Here is a 14,909-nt window from a genome sequence, read left to right as displayed (position 1 = left end):
CCCAGGTTGAGGAAAGTGAGCGGTTATAAACACCTGCCAGAACTGCGTGAGATCATGAAACGGGCTCTGGCGGGGAAGATAATGGTGAAAGCGGCGTGACGGTCATGCCGGGAGTTTCAACTAAAAAAGGGATTGACTCTTCCCATCTGAGTAACATCAGTGGCAATTGTATTTGTGCGCATTTATATCATCATAATTGAACCATGCCAATAGTTAATTTCCCGCAAGGTTGCTCGTGCGTAACGAAGCTTGATTATTTGTAAGGATATAACTACCTATTGGACTGCACAGTCAGATAAACCATCCCCTTTCTCACCGCTGAAAAACATCTGCACACCGATGGCTGCCCATCTTGCCGTTTTCCATTCTTTAAGCCCCCTGCAGCTTCCTCCCCCGCATCACCGCCAGCGCGGTGTTTGCCAGGAATGCCAAGATCGTAACGGCGTTTAAAATCCCGCCCCATTTGACAAATTGCGCGCCAAACAGCAAATCACCCCCCACCCGGGCCGCAAGCGATATTTCCAGCAACGCGATATGCAGGTAGAACGCCGGGCTGTAGTCCACCGGGACGCGCAGTATCGCCGGGAATATCAGCGGGGCATGGCCGAAAATCATGGCGAAGACGAAGCCTAAGAATATGGAATGGAGTATGGCGTCATACATGGGGCCGCCGGGAAGCATGTCCCCCTGAGCTATCGCCAGCGCGCCGCCCAATCCCAGCCAGAAATAGCCGGACAGAAGGCACGCCGCCACAAACCTGGTCAGCCCTTCCATGCGGACGGTCTTCACCGCCAGGTCGAAAAATCCCAGCCAAACCGCGAGCCCCATCGCCCCGAATCCGAAAAACGAGGCGTCATCCTTCACCGCCGCGCCCACCGTCCCGGCGATGAACACTGCGACGATTATCAGAAAGACCGTCCTCGCCCATTGAGGCGGGGCGGATAGCCTGGAAAGCTCCAGCCTTTCACCGGCGATGGTGAGAATCAGGAACCCAGCCCAGAACGGCGCCACTCTATATAGAGGAACATCGAAAAACCATGAAACGTTTCCGATGAGCCATGACGCCGCCCCCATGGCCATCACCACGTTGAACACCGCCCATTGCCGGTTGAGGATGGCCGCGAACACCATCACAAGGATGACGGCGGCGAATACGATGCACAACCTGCCCAACCCCGCCGGCGCGCCAAACAACAGCGCCAGCGTCCCGGTTCCGGCCAGCAGCGGCGCGGCGTACGGCCACCCCTTCCCCATCGCCACCGCCCGCTCCAGCCCGATCACCGTTCCCAGGAATCCGCACACCATCAATGGGCCGTGCAATTCCGGCATGCCGGAATTGACAAGTGGAACGTTTAGCCCGAGGCGCGAAAGCCCGGCCCAAAGCCCGGTGAGAAGGGAAAGCATCCCGAGGGCCATCAAAGGAAAGCGGACACGATACCAGAAGTCCATGCCATCAGCCTCCGCCGAACCGTTTCTTTGCCGCGTGCGCCATCATTTCCGGGCTCCACGGCGGATCCCATGTTAGTTCCACCGCCACCGATTTGGCCTCCCGGAACGCGGTCTTCAACGCCCCTTCGGCCTGGCTTTTCAGAAAGTCCCCCATGGGGCACGCGGCGGAGGTCATGGTCATGGACACTTTTACGTGGCCATCATCGTCGAGCGCGGAGTAAACCAATCCCAGATCGACTATGTTCACTCCCATCTCCGGGTCTATCACGCGCCGGAGCGCGTTTTCAATATCTTCTTTACTGGCCATTGGACTTTGCACCTTCAGCTTTATTTTCGCCCAAAACCTTCCTGATGGATATGACTTTAGATACCTGATTTATGAACGCCGTATTAATTTGAATAAACGCCGCGTTTTGGTAGAATTTATCATCCCTGCGGGGGCATAGGGTGGCGCCCGGCGGGAATGATGGTTCGAAAAGTATTGGGGAGGAAATAACATGCCCGCAAAAAAATATATTTACTTCTTCGCGGCAGGCAAGGCAGACGGCGCCGCGTCCATGAAAAACCTTCTTGGCGGCAAAGGCGCCAACATCGCGGAGATGTGCAACCTGAACATCCCGGTCCCTCCCGGCTTTACCATCAGCACGGAAGCGTGCGTCACCTATTTTAAGGGGGGGAACCGCTGGCCGGACGGGCTTGCCGCGCAGATGAAAAAGAACCTTGCCCGGCTGGAAAAGGAGATGGGGAAAAAGTTCGGCAATCCGGCCGACCCCCTGCTCGTCTCCGTGCGCAGCGGCGCCCGGGCCTCCATGCCGGGGATGATGGACACCGTGCTGAACCTGGGCCTTAACGACGAGACCATGAAAGGGCTCATCGCAAAGTCCGGCTCGGAAAGGTTCGCGTGGGACTCGTACCGCCGGTTTCTGACCATGTTCGGCGACGTGGTGCTGAACATCGAGCGCAAGGAGTTTGACCGGTTGATGGACAAGCGCAAGGACGAGATCGGCGCCCTGGCGGACACGGACATGGGGGTGGAAGAGCTTAAAAAACTCGTCGGCGACTACAAGGAGCTTATCCTAAAGGAGACCGGCAAGTCGTTCCCCCAGGACCCGGCCGACCAGTTGAACATGTCCATCAACGCCGTCTTCAATTCCTGGCACAACAAGCGCGCCATCGAATACCGCCGGATGTACAACATCCCCGAAAGCTGGGGGACGGCGGTGAACGTGCAGGCGATGGTGTTCGGCAACATGGGGGAGAACTCCGGCACGGGCGTGGCCTTCACCCGGGACCCATCCACGGGCAAGCGCCATTTCTTCGGCGAGTTCCTGTTCAACGCCCAGGGGGAGGACGTGGTGGCCGGCATCCGCACCCCCCTTTCCGTGGACCAGATGGGGCAGCGCACCCCGCGCGCCAAGGATGACCTGGACAGGATTTACCAGCGGCTGGAAAAACATTACCGCGACATGCTCGACATCGAGTTCACCGTGGAGAACGGAAAGCTGTTCATGCTCCAGGCCCGGGTGGGCAAAAGGACGGCGGAGGCGGCTGTGCGCATCGCCGTGGAGATGGCGCGGGAAAAATTGATCACCCGGGACGAGGCTATCAATCGGGTGCATCCGGAGCAGTTGGACCAATTGCTCCACGAGACTATAGACCCCAAGGCGAAAGTGGACATGCTGGCCAAGGGGCTGCCCGCCTCGCCGGGAGCCGGCGTTGGCCGGGTGGTGTTCACCGCCGAAGAGGCTATCGAAATGGCCGCCAAGGGGGAGAAGGTGATACTGGTGCGCAAGGAGACGAGCCCGGAGGACATCGGCGGAATGAACGCCGCGCAGGGGATATTGACCGCCACCGGCGGCATGACCTCCCACGCCGCCGTTGTGGCGCGCGGCATGGGCAAGTGCTGCGTGGCCGGGGCGGAGGCGATAAAGATATCGGAAGACTCGGGGCTTTTCACCGTGGGCAACGTAGCGGTGCACCGGGGGGACTGGGTGACGCTGGACGGCTCCACAGGCCGGGTGATACTGGGACGCGCCCCGCTGGTGAAGCCGACGCTCTCCAACGAGTACAAGGTGCTGATGGGCTGGGCGGACTCCGTTCGCAAGCTTGGTGTCCGCACCAACGCGGACACGCCGCACGACGCGAAGGTGGCCAGGGGCTTCGGCGCGGAAGGTATCGGACTTTGCCGCACGGAGCACATGTTCTTCGAGGGGGACAGGATCGTGGCCGTGCGCGAGATGATCATCGCGGAGACCAAGGAAGAGAGGAAAAAAGCGCTCAACAAGCTCCTGCCGATGCAGCGCAGCGACTTTGTCGGGATATTCGAGGCGATGGAAGGGCTGCCGGTGACCATACGGCTCCTCGATCCGCCGCTGCACGAGTTCCTGCCCAAGGAGGACGCCGATTTCGCCGTGCTGGCCAAGGATTTCGGAGTGTCGCTCACAGACCTGAAACACAGGGCGGACGCGCTCCATGAATTCAACCCCATGCTCGGCCACAGGGGATGCCGGCTAGGCGTCACGTTCCCCGAGATTTACGACATGCAGGTGCGGGCGATCTTCGAGGCCGCCTGCCAGCTTGGCAAAAAGGGGACAAAGGTGGCGCCGGAGATCATGATCCCGCTGGTGGGGCATGTGGAGGAGCTTCGGATATTGCGGGAGAGGGCCGAGGCTGTTGCCCATGAAGTGATGAAAGAGATGGGCTGCAGGCTTAAGTACACCATCGGCACGATGATAGAGCTGCCCCGCGCCGCCGTCACGGCGGACAAGATCGCCGAATACGCCGACTTTTTCAGCTTCGGCACAAACGACCTGACCCAGACCACCTTCGGCCTTTCGCGGGACGATTCCGGGCGGTTCCTGCCGCATTACGTGATGGTGGGCATACTGCCGGAGGATCCGTTCGTGGCGATAGACCGGGAAGGGGTGGGCGAAATAATCAAGATAGGCGTCGCCAAGGGGCGCTCCACCAAGCCGGGGCTTAAGATCGGCATATGCGGAGAGCACGGGGGCGAGCCTTCGTCGGTGGCGTTCTGCCACGACACGGGGTTTGACTACGTCTCCTGCTCTCCGTACCGTGTGCCGATAGCCCGGCTTGCGGCGGCCCAGGCGGCGCTTAAAAGCCAGGTGAAGGTGAAGGCCGCACCGGCCCATAAAGCCGCGAAAAAAGCGGTGAAAAAGGTTGTGAAGAAGTCCAAGGGAAAGAAGAGGTAAGAAAGGGCGGCTGGCAAGGTAATGCTGGCGCCTTAACACTGTAGGGGCGACCCGATGGGCCGCCCTTTCTTGGGCGACTCACCGAGTCGCCCCTACATGAGGAGGGGGTATATTCAATATGGCCCAAAAACACGGACATGAGTTCTGGATGAGCAGGGCCATACAGCTTGCCCTCAAGGGAAAGGGGCGCACTTCGCCCAACCCCGCCGTCGGCGCCGTGATCGCGCGGAACGGAAAAATCATCGGCGAAGGTTGGCACAAGAAGGCCGGAAAACCACACGCCGAGATCGAGGCGCTAAACTCCCTTGCGACATCCGCGAAAGGCTCCACACTTTACGTCACGCTGGAGCCTTGCAACCACCATGGGCTCACACCGCCATGCGCCAGGGCCATCGTGGACGCCGGAATAAAAGAAGTTGTGATAGGCGCGTCCGATCCATCGCCGAAAAAAGGACTCAAAGGAGCGGCATGGCTCAAGCGCCATGGTGTGAGTGTCGTGGAGGGGGTGATGCGGGAGGAGTGCGAAAGGCTCATCGAAGACTTCGCCAAGCACTCCGTCACGGGCCGCCCGTTAGTCCTTTTAAAATCGGCCATCACGCTGGACGGAAAGATATCCACCCAAAGCAACGACTCCAAATGGATAAGCTGCGAGAAATCGCGCAAGGTTGGGCACAGGCTTCGCAATGAATACGACGCGGTGATGGTCGGGTCGGACACGGTGATATACGACGACCCCCAGCTCACCGTGCGGTTTGGCAGCCCGAAGCGCAATCCGCTGCGCGTGGTGGTGGATGGCAAGCTTCGCATCCCGCTTGACTGCAACATCGTCCGCACCGCCGCGAAAATCCCGACAATAGTTGTCACCACGAACAAGGCCGATCCTGAGAAAATAGAGACGCTCACCAGAATGGGTGTGGACGTGATAACCGCCACCGAACGCAAATCCCATGTGGACTTAAACTGGCTGATGGAAGAGCTTGGCCGGCGCAACGTGATGAGCGTGCTGCTTGAAGGGGGCGGAAGGTTCGCCGGGGCGGCGTTTGACGACGGTATCGTGGACCGGGTGATATTTTTTATCGCCATGAAGATCACCGGCGGGGACAAGTGCGCCATCAGCGGCGAGGGAGTGGCCAGGATGGCGGACGCATGGGCGGTTGAGGACGTGCGGGTGGACATAATCGGAGACGACCTTGTGGTGGAAGGGCGGGTGGCGAGATAGATTATACTAATGCGCCGCGATCCATCCAGACAAAGGCGATTTGAATATCGTCATGGCTTATGACCCAAACCGCCATCATCGGCGGACCATCAGGTTAAAAGAATATGATTACAGCCTGGCTGGTTATTATTTTGTGACCGTTTGCGCATCGGGCAGAAAATGCCTTTTCGGAGATGTGGCCGGTGAAGAGATGAGGGCCAACCATCCTGGTGAAATCGTAATAGACACTTTATATGGGATGCCGAAGCATTATCCGCATATCGTCCTGGATGAATCCATTGTGATGCCCAATCATGTCCATTTTATCATCGGGATTTCCGTAGGGGCGGGTTTGAAACCCGCCCTTCCGCGGACAGCCGGATTGCCGGAAGTTGTCCGCGCTTTTAAAACTTTCTCCGCGCGCCGTATTAATGAATTGCGCAAATCATCAGGTGTTCCGGTTTGGCAACGTAATTATTATGAGCATATAATCCGAAACGGAAAATCCTTGAATTTGACAAGGGAATATATCATTGATAATCCTGCGCGGTGGGAAGTGGACAGGGAAAATCCCGCGATTGAAAGGGCGGGTTTGAAACCCGCCCCTACCGAAGAAGAACCTTGGCGGATATAACCAGTTACAGGGAAATATGTTCGCAGGCATACTCGGATCGGCAGGCAAAATCACCTCCAATCATATCGGCGTTGACAGCCTGTCTTAAATTTAGGACAATACCCCATGAAACCGGCTATATGGCTGGGTGATTCAAGGAAAGTGGTGAAGGCTTTTCCGGATGACGCGCGGCATAGGGCCGGTGCGGAGTTGTTCCGGGTTCAGAAAGGCGGGGAACCGTCGAATTTCAAGCCCATGGCTGGAATCGGCCCTGGAGTTTATGAGATCAGGATAGTTATGAAAACGCATTACCGCGTCATCTATCTGGCGTCAAGGCCGGAGGGGATATATGTGCTGCACGCATTCAAGAAGGATTCGGCGCGGGGGATAAAAACGCCCCATCGTGAAATATTGACCGCGAGGGAAAGATTAAGGAACATCGGCAAATGAAAAGTTCACGAAAAACCGGCGGCGTCAAGGCGATCCGGACGGTGTTTGACGACCTGGAGGACGATCGGGTGGCGGCTGAAAAATTGCGGATACGCGCCGAGCTTATGCTGGTCATAGAAAAAGAAATTAAACGGCGCAAGCTTACGCAGGCAAAAGCGGCCGAAGCCATTGGCGTGGCGCGCTCCCGCGTGGCCTCGCTGCTGGCCAACGAGATTGAAAAGTTCACCATTGACGCGCTGGTCACGATGTACCGCGCGCTGGGAGGAGCCGTGGAATTGCGGTTGAAAGCTCCCCGCCGGGCCGGATTGAAAGCGGCGTAAATTTCCGTCAAACAACAAATATGTTCACAGGCATAATCGAATCGGCGGGCAAAATCACCTCCATCGCGCGGCGGGCGGAGGATTTCTCCATCACCGTGGACGCGGGCGGGGCCATGGCAAACCCTGTGATCGGGGAGAGCGTGGCGGTGGACGGGGTGTGCCTCACCGTCGTCTCCGCCAGCGGCCCGAACCTTGTGTTCGACGTCTCTTCGGAGACCATCAGCCGCACGACTTTCAAGAACGCAAAACCGGGGGGCGTGGTGAACCTGGAACGGGCAATGCGCCTGGGGGACAGGCTCGGCGGCCATATGGTGTCCGGCCATGTGGACTGCGTGGGAACGGTCGCAAGGATATCACCCGCCGGGGAGGGGTATGAAGTGGAGATATCGCTCCCGCCGGAAGGGATGAAATACATCATCGAAAAAGGCTCCATCGCCATCGCCGGGATAAGCCTGACGGTGGCGAGCAAGCTTGCAGGCTCGGTCACCATCGCGGTGATCCCGCACACGTGGCAGAACACATCCCTGGGCGCATCCACACCCGGAACGGACGTGAACATCGAATATGATATGATATCCAAATACGTTGAAAACTTTGTCAATCCGGGCAATAAGGACAAGAAAGGGATTGACGCTGGTTTTCTTGCGCGCCACGGATTTTAGGATCCGCAGGCTAAAACATGAATGGTGGCAGTATTTAAAATGAAAAAGAATTCCGAAAAGCGAAAATTCAACACCCTTGCGGAAGCCGTCGAGGACATCCGCAACGGGAAGATGATAATCATGGTGGACGACGAGGACCGGGAAAACGAGGGCGACCTGGTGCTGGCGGCGGAAAAAGTGTCCACCGAAGCCGTCAATTTCATGGCCAAGGAGGGGCGCGGGCTGATATGCCTGGCGCTCACCGGCGCCCGGTGCGACGAGCTGGACCTGCCGCTGATGGTGCGCAACAACACGTCGTCCTTCGGCACAGGCTTCACGGTGTCCATAGAGGCGCGCAAGGGAGTCACCACCGGTATCTCCGCGGCGGACAGATGCCAGACCATAAAGACCGCCATAGACCCGGCCACCACGGCCGAGGACCTGGCCCGGCCCGGCCACGTGTTCCCGTTGCGCGCCCGTGAAGGCGGGGTGCTTGTGCGGGTGGGGCAGACGGAAGGGTCTGTGGACCTGTGCAAGATCGCCGGACTTTCCCCAGCCGCCGTGATATGCGAGATAATGAACGACGACGGTTCCATGGCCCGCGTGCCGCAACTGCGGGAGTTCGCGGCCAAACACAACATAAAGATGATCACGGTGAAGGACATCGTGGAGTTCCGCATGCGCAACGAGCATATCGTGCGCCGCGCAGCGGAGACCAAGCTTCCCACCCGATACGGGGTGTTCAACGCCATCGCGTACCAGAACGACGTGAACAGCGAGATAATACTGGCGCTGACCATGGGGGAGATATGCGAGGGGCCGCGCCTTGTGCGGATGCACAGCCAGTGCCTCACCGGAGACGTGTTCGGTTCGGAACGGTGCGACTGCGGCGAGCAGCTCGACCGCGCCATGAGGATGATCGCCGGCGAAGGGTGCGGGGTGCTTGTGTATCTTTTCCAGGAAGGGCGCGGAATCGGCCTTATCAACAAGCTCAAGGCGTACGCCCTGCAGGACGAGGGGAAGGACACCGTGGAGGCCAACCACCACCTTGGATTCAAGGAAGATTTGCGGGACTACGGCCTTGGCGCGCAGGTATTGCGCGACCTGGGGCTGCACGAGATCCGGCTGATAACCAACAATCCCCGCAAGGTGGTGGGCTTGGACGGTTACGGGCTTCACATAGCAGAGCGGGTCCCGCTGGTGTGCGAACCCAACGAGAGCAACCTGCGGTATCTGAGCGTGAAGCAAAGCAAGATGGGGCATTTGCTGGATATAAAGAAGACGAACGAGGGGTGAGCAACCGATGAAACTGAAGGTGGTAGTTCACAAAGCGGAAGAAGGTGGAAAAGGTTTCGTAGCATGAAAACAAGCGGCGCGACACAGTTTATAACCGATTCTTCCGGGCGGAAAAAGGCTGTGGTCCTCCGCATGGAGGAATATGAGGAGATACAGGAGGATATTCATGATCTGGCGGTCCTGGCGGAACGGCGGAACGAGAAAACCATCAGCCACGAAAGCCTGAAGAAAAAGCTTAAAGCTGATAAAATACTGGGTAAAGTCAACTGCGATTTATGAAAACAGCAAAACAGATTGTAACCGAAATGATTCCAACGTTGCCGGACGACTGTTCCATGGAGGAGATAATTTATCATCTGGATGTCATTCGAAAGGTAGAGGAAGGTATCAAGAGCCTTGACGAGGGCAAGGGCATACCCCATGAGGAAGTTGAACGGCGCTTTGCGCGATGGCTAAAAAGATAACCTGGTCTCCACAGGCGATATTGGACGTTGATGAAGTCATCTCGTTCATTTCAATTGATTCGGAGGAAAGGGCGTTTGATTTGCGGAAAAGATTTTTCAAACCGTGCGTTCACTTGAAAACCACGCGGAAAGAAGGCGTTGCGCCCCTGAATTTAAAAACCAGGCTATCCGTGAGTTGTTTTTGAAAAACTACAGGATAATTTATAGAATTGAGGATATAGGAGTTGAGATACTCCGAGTCATTCACGGAATGCGGTTGCTCTTAAATTAAAGAACAAGGAAACATGGCAAACACGATAGAAGGGGCGCTGGACGGCGCCGGGGCGAAGGTGGCGATAGTCGTCAGCAGGTTCAATGATTTCCTCACCGGCAAACTGCTCGACGGGGCGGTGGACTGCCTGACAAGGCATGGGGTGAAGGACGCGGACATCACCGTGGGCAAGGTGCCCGGGGCGTTCGAGATTCCGCTGGCTGTGAAGAAAATGGCCGCCTCCGGCAAGTACTCCGCCGTCATCGCCCTTGGCGCGGTGATACGGGGGGCGACATCACATTACCAGCACATATCGTCCGAGGTGACCAAGGGGTGCGCCCAGGTGATGCTGGATACCGGCGTGCCGGTGGCGTTCGGTGTGCTCACGGTGGAGACCATCGAGCAGGGGATAGAACGGGCCGGGACAAAGTCCGGCAACAAAGGTTTTGAAGCGGCCCTCACGGCCATCGAGATGATAAATCTCGTGAAGAAACTGTAGCTTTGGGCGCGCGCCACAAGTCCCGCGAAGCCGCCCTGGCGATCCTCTATCAGGCGGACATGCTAAAGGAGGAGAACGCGGGACGGCTTTTGTCCGAACATTTCGCCGCCAACGAAACCGAGGGGGCGGAACGCGATTTCGTGGAGTCCCTGGTTCTGGGCGCCACAAGCCACATAGACGAAATAGACGCAAAACTCGCCGCCGCGCTGGTCAACTGGGAAGTGGCCAGGCTCGGCTTCATGGACCGGGCGATCCTGCGGCTGGGAGTTTACGAGATACTGTACGACGTCACCACGCCGGACCCGGTGGCGATTGACGAGGCTGTGGAGCTGTCCAAGGACTATTGCGACGCGGAATCCTCCGCGTTGATAAACGCCACGCTGGACAGGATATCCAAGGAAAAGGCCTAGAATGGCGGGGACGCGGCATGAATTGAGTCAACACGCGTCTGACATGCTAAAAGAGCGCAAAATTGATTTAAAATGGCTGGAGCAAGCCATAGATAATCCGGAGTTTGTTGAGCAAGATAAATACGATATTGTACTTGAGCACAGATTTGCAGCATAAGTGAATTTGGCGGCCGGGTATTGCATGTGGTTGTCAATGCGAATGCGAATCCGTTGAGGATAGTCACGGCATATTTTGACAGGGCCAAAAGGAGAAAACCATGAGGCTGAAGGTTGACGGAAAGGCGGACGCTTTATATTTGCGGCTGGACGAGTCTGAAATAATCGAATCGGAGGAAGTGGCCCCGGGAGTGGTGCTCGATTTCAACGGCAAAAAGGAAGTGATCGGCGTGGAGATACTTAATCTTTCCCACCGGGCCCCAAATCTGAAGATTAACGAGCTTGTATTTCAATCCGCATAGTTCGTTCCATATTTAAAGGCAGATATACGCGTGGCCGGTAAAAAAGCATGGTCTGGAAGGTTTACGGAGCCGACCCATCCGCTGGTGGAGGAATTCAACGCCAGCATAGGGTTTGACCGGCTGCTGTACAAGCACGACATCATGGGAAGCGTGGCCCACGCCAAAATGCTGGGCCGGCAAAAGATCATCCCCAAAAAGGACGCGGAAGCCATTGTGCGGGGCCTTTTTGCGGTGGAACGGGAGATAGACTCCCACAAGTTCCGGTTCAACGCTTCCGACGAGGACATCCACATGGCCGTGGAGCGCCGGTTAAAGGAGATCATCGGCCCTGCGGGTGGCAAGCTGCACACCGCCCGCTCCCGCAACGACCAGGTGGCCACGGCGTTCCGCCTCTTCGTGCGCGACGCCATCGGGGAGATCGTGGAACTGATACGCGATTTCCAGAAGGCGCTTTACAAACAGGCCAACGCGCACCTGGACACCATCGCCCCTGCATACACCCATCTCCAGCCGGCCCAGCCGATCCGCCTGGCCCACTGGTTCTTGGCGTATTTTGAGATGATGGAAAGGGACGCGCAACGGTTTTACGACGCCCTCGCCCGGGTGGACGTGATGCCGCTGGGCTCCGCCGCGCTGGCCGGGACGAATTTCCCGATAGACAGGGAATGGGTGGCGCGCGAGCTTGGCTTTGATTCCATTTCTCAAAACAGCATGGACGCGGTGGCGGACCGGGATTTCGCCGCCGAATTTCTTTTCGCCGCGGCCCTTGCCGGGACGCATCTTTCAAGGCTCGCCGAAGAATTGGTGATCTTCACCAGCCGGGAGTTCTCCGTGATGGAATTGCCGGACGCGTTCTGCACCGGCTCTTCGATAATGCCGCAGAAGAAAAATCCGGACGTGCCGGAGCTTATGCGGGGAAAGACAGGAAGGCTCAACGGCTACCTTGTGACAATGCTCACGGTGATGAAGGGGCTGCCGCTGGCCTACAACAAGGACCTGCAGGAGGACAAGGAGCCGGTCTTCGAGGCGTTCTTCCAGCTTACGACGATGCTAAAACTCGCGGCGGACATGACGGGCGCCCTGCGGGTGGACAAGGCAAAGCTGGCGGCGCGGGCGGAGGATGGTTACATGACCGCCGTGGACATCGCGGACAGGCTTGTGATCGGCGGGACGCCGTTCCGCGAGGCGCACGAGATCGTCGGCAAACTTGTGAAATACAGCATCGCCGAGGGAAAAAAGTTCGGCGAGCTTTCGAAGGGCGAGTTAAAAGCGGTGGACGCGCGCCTGATGAAGATCAACGCCGCCGCCATCACGCCGCAAAAATCGGCGGACGGGAAGGACACTCCCGGCGGAACGGCCCGCCGCCGCATCGCCGCAAGGTTGAAGCAGATAGAGCGGGAGATGAAAAAGTGGTGAGGCCGGCCACGGCTTTCACAGTTTTAATTGTCGTCACGGCGCTATTCGCGTCCACCGGCTGCGGCCGCAAGGGGCCGCCTGTTATGCCAAAGCAGCCGGAGCAGAGCCAGACGGACAAGGCCAAGTAATAATTACCCGGCAGGCGAAAGCCGCGCCGTGTCCAGCAGGATTGTCCCGCCGGTCCCGTCCGCCTTCACGTTCACCTGCACCGGACGTTTTGCGTCCGGCCTGATCCGCCTGGTCACGCGAAACGCTCCGTTGGCCGCCACCGGGAACGTTTCAAGTTCCGCGCTGATTCCGGGAATCACGGCGTTGATGGTGACGGATGCGTTTGCGGCGTTCTTCGCCTCGCCGTCAAGTTGAAAGGTGTACATCCCATCCGCAAGATGCGTCTGCGGAAAAACTATCCCCCCTTTTGACGTCCCGTCCAGGTCCAGCCGGACACGCCGCCATTTCCCGCCGCCGGATTCTTCCGCCGCCAGGCGCCCGTTGAACACAAAACCGCACACCGGAACCTGCCTGAAGCTTTGGTAGTCCCTCGCATGAATAAAATGCAGCGGCAGCCATTCGTCAAAGCTCCACAGCCTGCCCCAGTTCGCCTCGTTGTCTATGTCCGGAAAGATGTTCCATTGCCCCTGCTCACGGGGATATATCATGCCCGGCGCGGTGATAAGCGTTGATATCGCCGCCAACGTCACGGCAAGCGCGGTGACAGCCGCCCTGCGGTATTTTGCCATGAACATGGCCGCCATTATGGCCAGAGCGGGAACGGTCTCCGCCGCGAACCTTGGCCCCACCGTGGCCCCTGCGTACCATACGGACCATTTGGCGTGGATCAAAAGATACGCCACCGCCGCCGCTGTCATGCAGATCGCTGTGATGGAGCGGTGTTTTACCGCCACATACGCTCCGGCCACGCCCAGCAAAAAGAACGGCGAGAAAACAAAAAGACCTCTGTTGGCGGAAAACAGTATCCCCGCCATTCCCTCGACAAGCGATGCGCTAAAATCGCCGTGGCGGGCGAAATGCTCATAGCCCCCCAGCAGATTGTGATACAGCCCCAGATGGACCGCCAGCGCGGCGGCGCCGCCGGGGATGGACCATGCCAGGAAGCCGATCACAGCCCTGCGGCCAAACACGGCCGACGCCGCCATGCCGGCGAAATAGAACACTATCGCCGTCGGGCGCATCAGCGGCAGAAAGGCCAGTGGAAACGCGGCGGCGGCGGCCAGGCGCGGCCTGTTCCCCTTTTCCGCCAGCGTCAGAAGCAGCAGCCCGGCGCAGATTAGCATCGAGGTGGGGCCATGCTGCCAGAGCGTCACCGATGAAATTGACGCCTGGGGCGATCCGAAGGCGAACGCCAGCGTGACTATGGCCGTTATCAACCCGCTCCCGGTGGCCGTGTACGCCGCGCCGAATAAAAACGCCGCCGAAAGCGCCGTCACCCACGCCGCCGTCACCTTCTGGTTCCATCCGGCGGTGATTATGTTGAAATCAACGTCCATCAGCCGTTGCAGGACCGCAGTGGGCATGGCGAAAAGCGACGAGCCGACGGGATGCACAGGCATGAGCTTCTCCCCCACCGGCATAAGCCCCCAGCTTCCATACGACTCCGCGAAACTTTGGGAAATGGGGAGCCAGCCTCCATTGGCGATATAGGGAGGGATGAGCCCGTTCCAGGTGACGTCTCCGCCGAATTCCGAGAATCCGTTGGACATGTATGCGATGAAACAGGGGAAAAACACCAGGAAAACCGGAGCGCTCCATTGGCAAATGGCAGGATCGATCCATCGAGGTCTTGTCAAAGCGATCCCGCCGAGGGCCAACATATAGACACCGCCGCCCCAGGCGCAGGCGGAGATTATGCGCGGATCGTATGTTATTGCCGGGCTGAAAGTTTCGACAACCCTTCCAGCCCCCAGCGAAACTAAAACAACCGCCGCCGCCGCGCATACGCCAACGCAGGCGAAGCAAATCGCGGCAAGGCGCCCGATTCCTTTCCGCCCCTGCGGCCTGTACGAAACAAACAGCAGGGCCATCACAACGGAAAGCTGGAGGGCGGGCTGCGAAAGATCGTCCATCCTCACACGAACGGAACCGATTCCCGCGTCCACCCTGCCGAACACCACAAACGCCGTGATGGCCGCGGCATGAAGCCCGGCGACGGCCAGCAACACGCCCCGCGCCGCCGGATGGGACAAGATTTTACCGAACGAGCCTGCCATCATTTTCC

Annotated in this window: 18 protein-coding genes; 15 read left to right on the top strand and 3 right to left on the bottom strand. The window is 58.3% G+C overall.

What is annotated here, in order from left to right; all coding sequences use genetic code 11:
* Nucleotides 1–369: 369 nt before the first annotated feature.
* Both HZB29_14440 and HZB29_14435 read right to left on the bottom strand, forming a co-directional pair.
* Nucleotides 370–1,449, bottom strand: coding sequence for a hypothetical protein (locus tag HZB29_14440; protein MBI5816797.1), 1,080 nt, complete (start codon nt 1,447–1,449; stop codon nt 370–372).
* Nucleotides 1,450–1,453: 4 nt separating this feature from the next.
* A complete protein-coding gene (locus HZB29_14435; GenBank protein MBI5816796.1) occupies nt 1,454–1,756 on the bottom strand; it encodes a metal-sulfur cluster assembly factor in 303 nt (100 codons plus the stop codon).
* 190 nt (nt 1,757–1,946) lie between these two features.
* Here HZB29_14435 and HZB29_14430 point away from each other — a divergent pair, with 190 nt between their 5' ends.
* From HZB29_14430 to HZB29_14360, 15 genes are all read left to right on the top strand, one after another.
* Nucleotides 1,947–4,661: a pyruvate, phosphate dikinase gene (locus HZB29_14430; GenBank protein ID MBI5816795.1), complete on the top strand. Its 2,715-nt coding sequence runs from the start codon at nt 1,947–1,949 to the stop codon at nt 4,659–4,661.
* Nucleotides 4,662–4,809: 148 nt separating this feature from the next.
* Entirely contained in the window at nt 4,810–5,880 is a 1,071-nt protein-coding gene (ribD, locus tag HZB29_14425) for a bifunctional diaminohydroxyphosphoribosylaminopyrimidine deaminase/5-amino-6-(5-phosphoribosylamino)uracil reductase RibD (GenBank protein ID MBI5816794.1), read from the top strand.
* Nucleotides 5,881–5,932: 52 nt separating this feature from the next.
* Entirely contained in the window at nt 5,933–6,493 is a 561-nt protein-coding gene (locus HZB29_14420) for a transposase (GenBank protein MBI5816793.1), read from the top strand.
* A 105-nt stretch (nt 6,494–6,598) separates the two neighbouring features.
* The gene (locus tag HZB29_14415) at nt 6,599–6,922 is read left to right on the top strand and encodes a type II toxin-antitoxin system RelE/ParE family toxin (GenBank protein ID MBI5816792.1); all 324 of its coding nucleotides are present in this window, start codon (nt 6,599–6,601) and stop codon (nt 6,920–6,922) included.
* Entirely contained in the window at nt 6,919–7,242 is a 324-nt protein-coding gene (locus HZB29_14410) for an XRE family transcriptional regulator (GenBank protein ID MBI5816791.1), read from the top strand. The genes HZB29_14415 and HZB29_14410 overlap by 4 nt, the downstream gene beginning before the upstream one ends.
* Nucleotides 7,243–7,262: 20 nt before the next feature.
* Nucleotides 7,263–7,904, top strand: coding sequence for a riboflavin synthase (locus HZB29_14405; protein ID MBI5816790.1), 642 nt, complete (start codon nt 7,263–7,265; stop codon nt 7,902–7,904).
* A 39-nt stretch (nt 7,905–7,943) separates the two neighbouring features.
* A complete protein-coding gene (locus HZB29_14400; protein MBI5816789.1) occupies nt 7,944–9,179 on the top strand; it encodes a bifunctional 3,4-dihydroxy-2-butanone-4-phosphate synthase/GTP cyclohydrolase II in 1,236 nt (411 codons plus the stop codon).
* A gap of 63 nt (nt 9,180–9,242) precedes the next feature.
* Nucleotides 9,243–9,458 carry a hypothetical protein gene (locus HZB29_14395; protein MBI5816788.1) on the top strand — a complete coding sequence of 72 codons (216 nt, stop codon included), beginning with the start codon at nt 9,243–9,245 and terminating at the stop codon, nt 9,456–9,458.
* A gap of 288 nt (nt 9,459–9,746) precedes the next feature.
* Nucleotides 9,747–9,914 (top strand): type II toxin-antitoxin system RelE/ParE family toxin, encoded by a 168-nt coding sequence (locus HZB29_14390; protein MBI5816787.1) that lies wholly within the window; start codon nt 9,747–9,749, stop codon nt 9,912–9,914.
* Between the two features lie 13 nt (nt 9,915–9,927).
* Entirely contained in the window at nt 9,928–10,392 is a 465-nt protein-coding gene (locus tag HZB29_14385; GenBank protein MBI5816786.1) for a 6,7-dimethyl-8-ribityllumazine synthase, read from the top strand.
* Nucleotides 10,393–10,394: 2 nt separating this feature from the next.
* Nucleotides 10,395–10,802 carry a transcription antitermination factor NusB gene (nusB, locus tag HZB29_14380; protein ID MBI5816785.1) on the top strand — a complete coding sequence of 136 codons (408 nt, stop codon included), beginning with the start codon at nt 10,395–10,397 and terminating at the stop codon, nt 10,800–10,802.
* Between the two features lies 1 nt (nt 10,803).
* Nucleotides 10,804–10,959, top strand: coding sequence for a DUF4258 domain-containing protein (locus tag HZB29_14375; protein ID MBI5816784.1), 156 nt, complete (start codon nt 10,804–10,806; stop codon nt 10,957–10,959).
* A 100-nt stretch (nt 10,960–11,059) separates the two neighbouring features.
* Nucleotides 11,060–11,260, top strand: coding sequence for a DUF2283 domain-containing protein (locus HZB29_14370; GenBank protein MBI5816783.1), 201 nt, complete (start codon nt 11,060–11,062; stop codon nt 11,258–11,260).
* 30 nt (nt 11,261–11,290) lie between these two features.
* Complete coding sequence (argH, locus tag HZB29_14365) at nt 11,291–12,676, top strand: argininosuccinate lyase (protein ID MBI5816782.1); 1,386 nt, start codon at nt 11,291–11,293, stop codon at nt 12,674–12,676.
* Complete coding sequence (locus HZB29_14360) at nt 12,673–12,804, top strand: lipoprotein (GenBank protein MBI5816781.1); 132 nt, start codon at nt 12,673–12,675, stop codon at nt 12,802–12,804. Before argH ends, HZB29_14360 begins: the two co-directional genes overlap by 4 nt.
* A 3-nt stretch (nt 12,805–12,807) precedes the next feature.
* On the opposite strand, the gene HZB29_14355 is transcribed toward HZB29_14360, so the two are convergent.
* Nucleotides 12,808–14,901, bottom strand: coding sequence for a hypothetical protein (locus HZB29_14355; GenBank protein MBI5816780.1), 2,094 nt, complete (start codon nt 14,899–14,901; stop codon nt 12,808–12,810).
* Nucleotides 14,902–14,909 lie beyond the last annotated feature (8 nt).

The organism is Nitrospinota bacterium, from assembly GCA_016235255.1.
Classification (GTDB): Bacteria; Nitrospinota_A; UBA7883; order UBA7883; family JACRLM01; genus JACRLM01.
The sequence above is the reverse complement of the archived record's forward strand: the minus strand, read 5'-3'. Positions and strand labels throughout refer to the sequence as shown.

Coding starts and splice junctions, on each gene's coding strand:
- HZB29_14415 (MBI5816792.1), top strand. CDS start 6,599: ATGAAACCGGCTATATGGCTGGGTGATTCAAGGAAAGTGGTGAAGGCT.
- HZB29_14385 (MBI5816786.1), top strand. CDS start 9,928: ATGGCAAACACGATAGAAGGGGCGCTGGACGGCGCCGGGGCGAAGGTG.
- HZB29_14410 (MBI5816791.1), top strand. CDS start 6,919: ATGAAAAGTTCACGAAAAACCGGCGGCGTCAAGGCGATCCGGACGGTG.
- HZB29_14435 (MBI5816796.1), bottom strand. CDS start 1,756: ATGGCCAGTAAAGAAGATATTGAAAACGCGCTCCGGCGCGTGATAGAC.
- ribD (MBI5816794.1), top strand. CDS start 4,810: ATGAGCAGGGCCATACAGCTTGCCCTCAAGGGAAAGGGGCGCACTTCG.
- HZB29_14395 (MBI5816788.1), top strand. CDS start 9,243: ATGAAAACAAGCGGCGCGACACAGTTTATAACCGATTCTTCCGGGCGG.
- HZB29_14440 (MBI5816797.1), bottom strand. CDS start 1,449: ATGGACTTCTGGTATCGTGTCCGCTTTCCTTTGATGGCCCTCGGGATG.
- HZB29_14370 (MBI5816783.1), top strand. CDS start 11,060: ATGAGGCTGAAGGTTGACGGAAAGGCGGACGCTTTATATTTGCGGCTG.
- HZB29_14430 (MBI5816795.1), top strand. CDS start 1,947: ATGCCCGCAAAAAAATATATTTACTTCTTCGCGGCAGGCAAGGCAGAC.
- HZB29_14420 (MBI5816793.1), top strand. CDS start 5,933: ATGGCTTATGACCCAAACCGCCATCATCGGCGGACCATCAGGTTAAAA.
- HZB29_14375 (MBI5816784.1), top strand. CDS start 10,804: ATGGCGGGGACGCGGCATGAATTGAGTCAACACGCGTCTGACATGCTA.
- HZB29_14355 (MBI5816780.1), bottom strand. CDS start 14,901: ATGGCAGGCTCGTTCGGTAAAATCTTGTCCCATCCGGCGGCGCGGGGC.
- HZB29_14405 (MBI5816790.1), top strand. CDS start 7,263: ATGTTCACAGGCATAATCGAATCGGCGGGCAAAATCACCTCCATCGCG.
- HZB29_14400 (MBI5816789.1), top strand. CDS start 7,944: ATGAAAAAGAATTCCGAAAAGCGAAAATTCAACACCCTTGCGGAAGCC.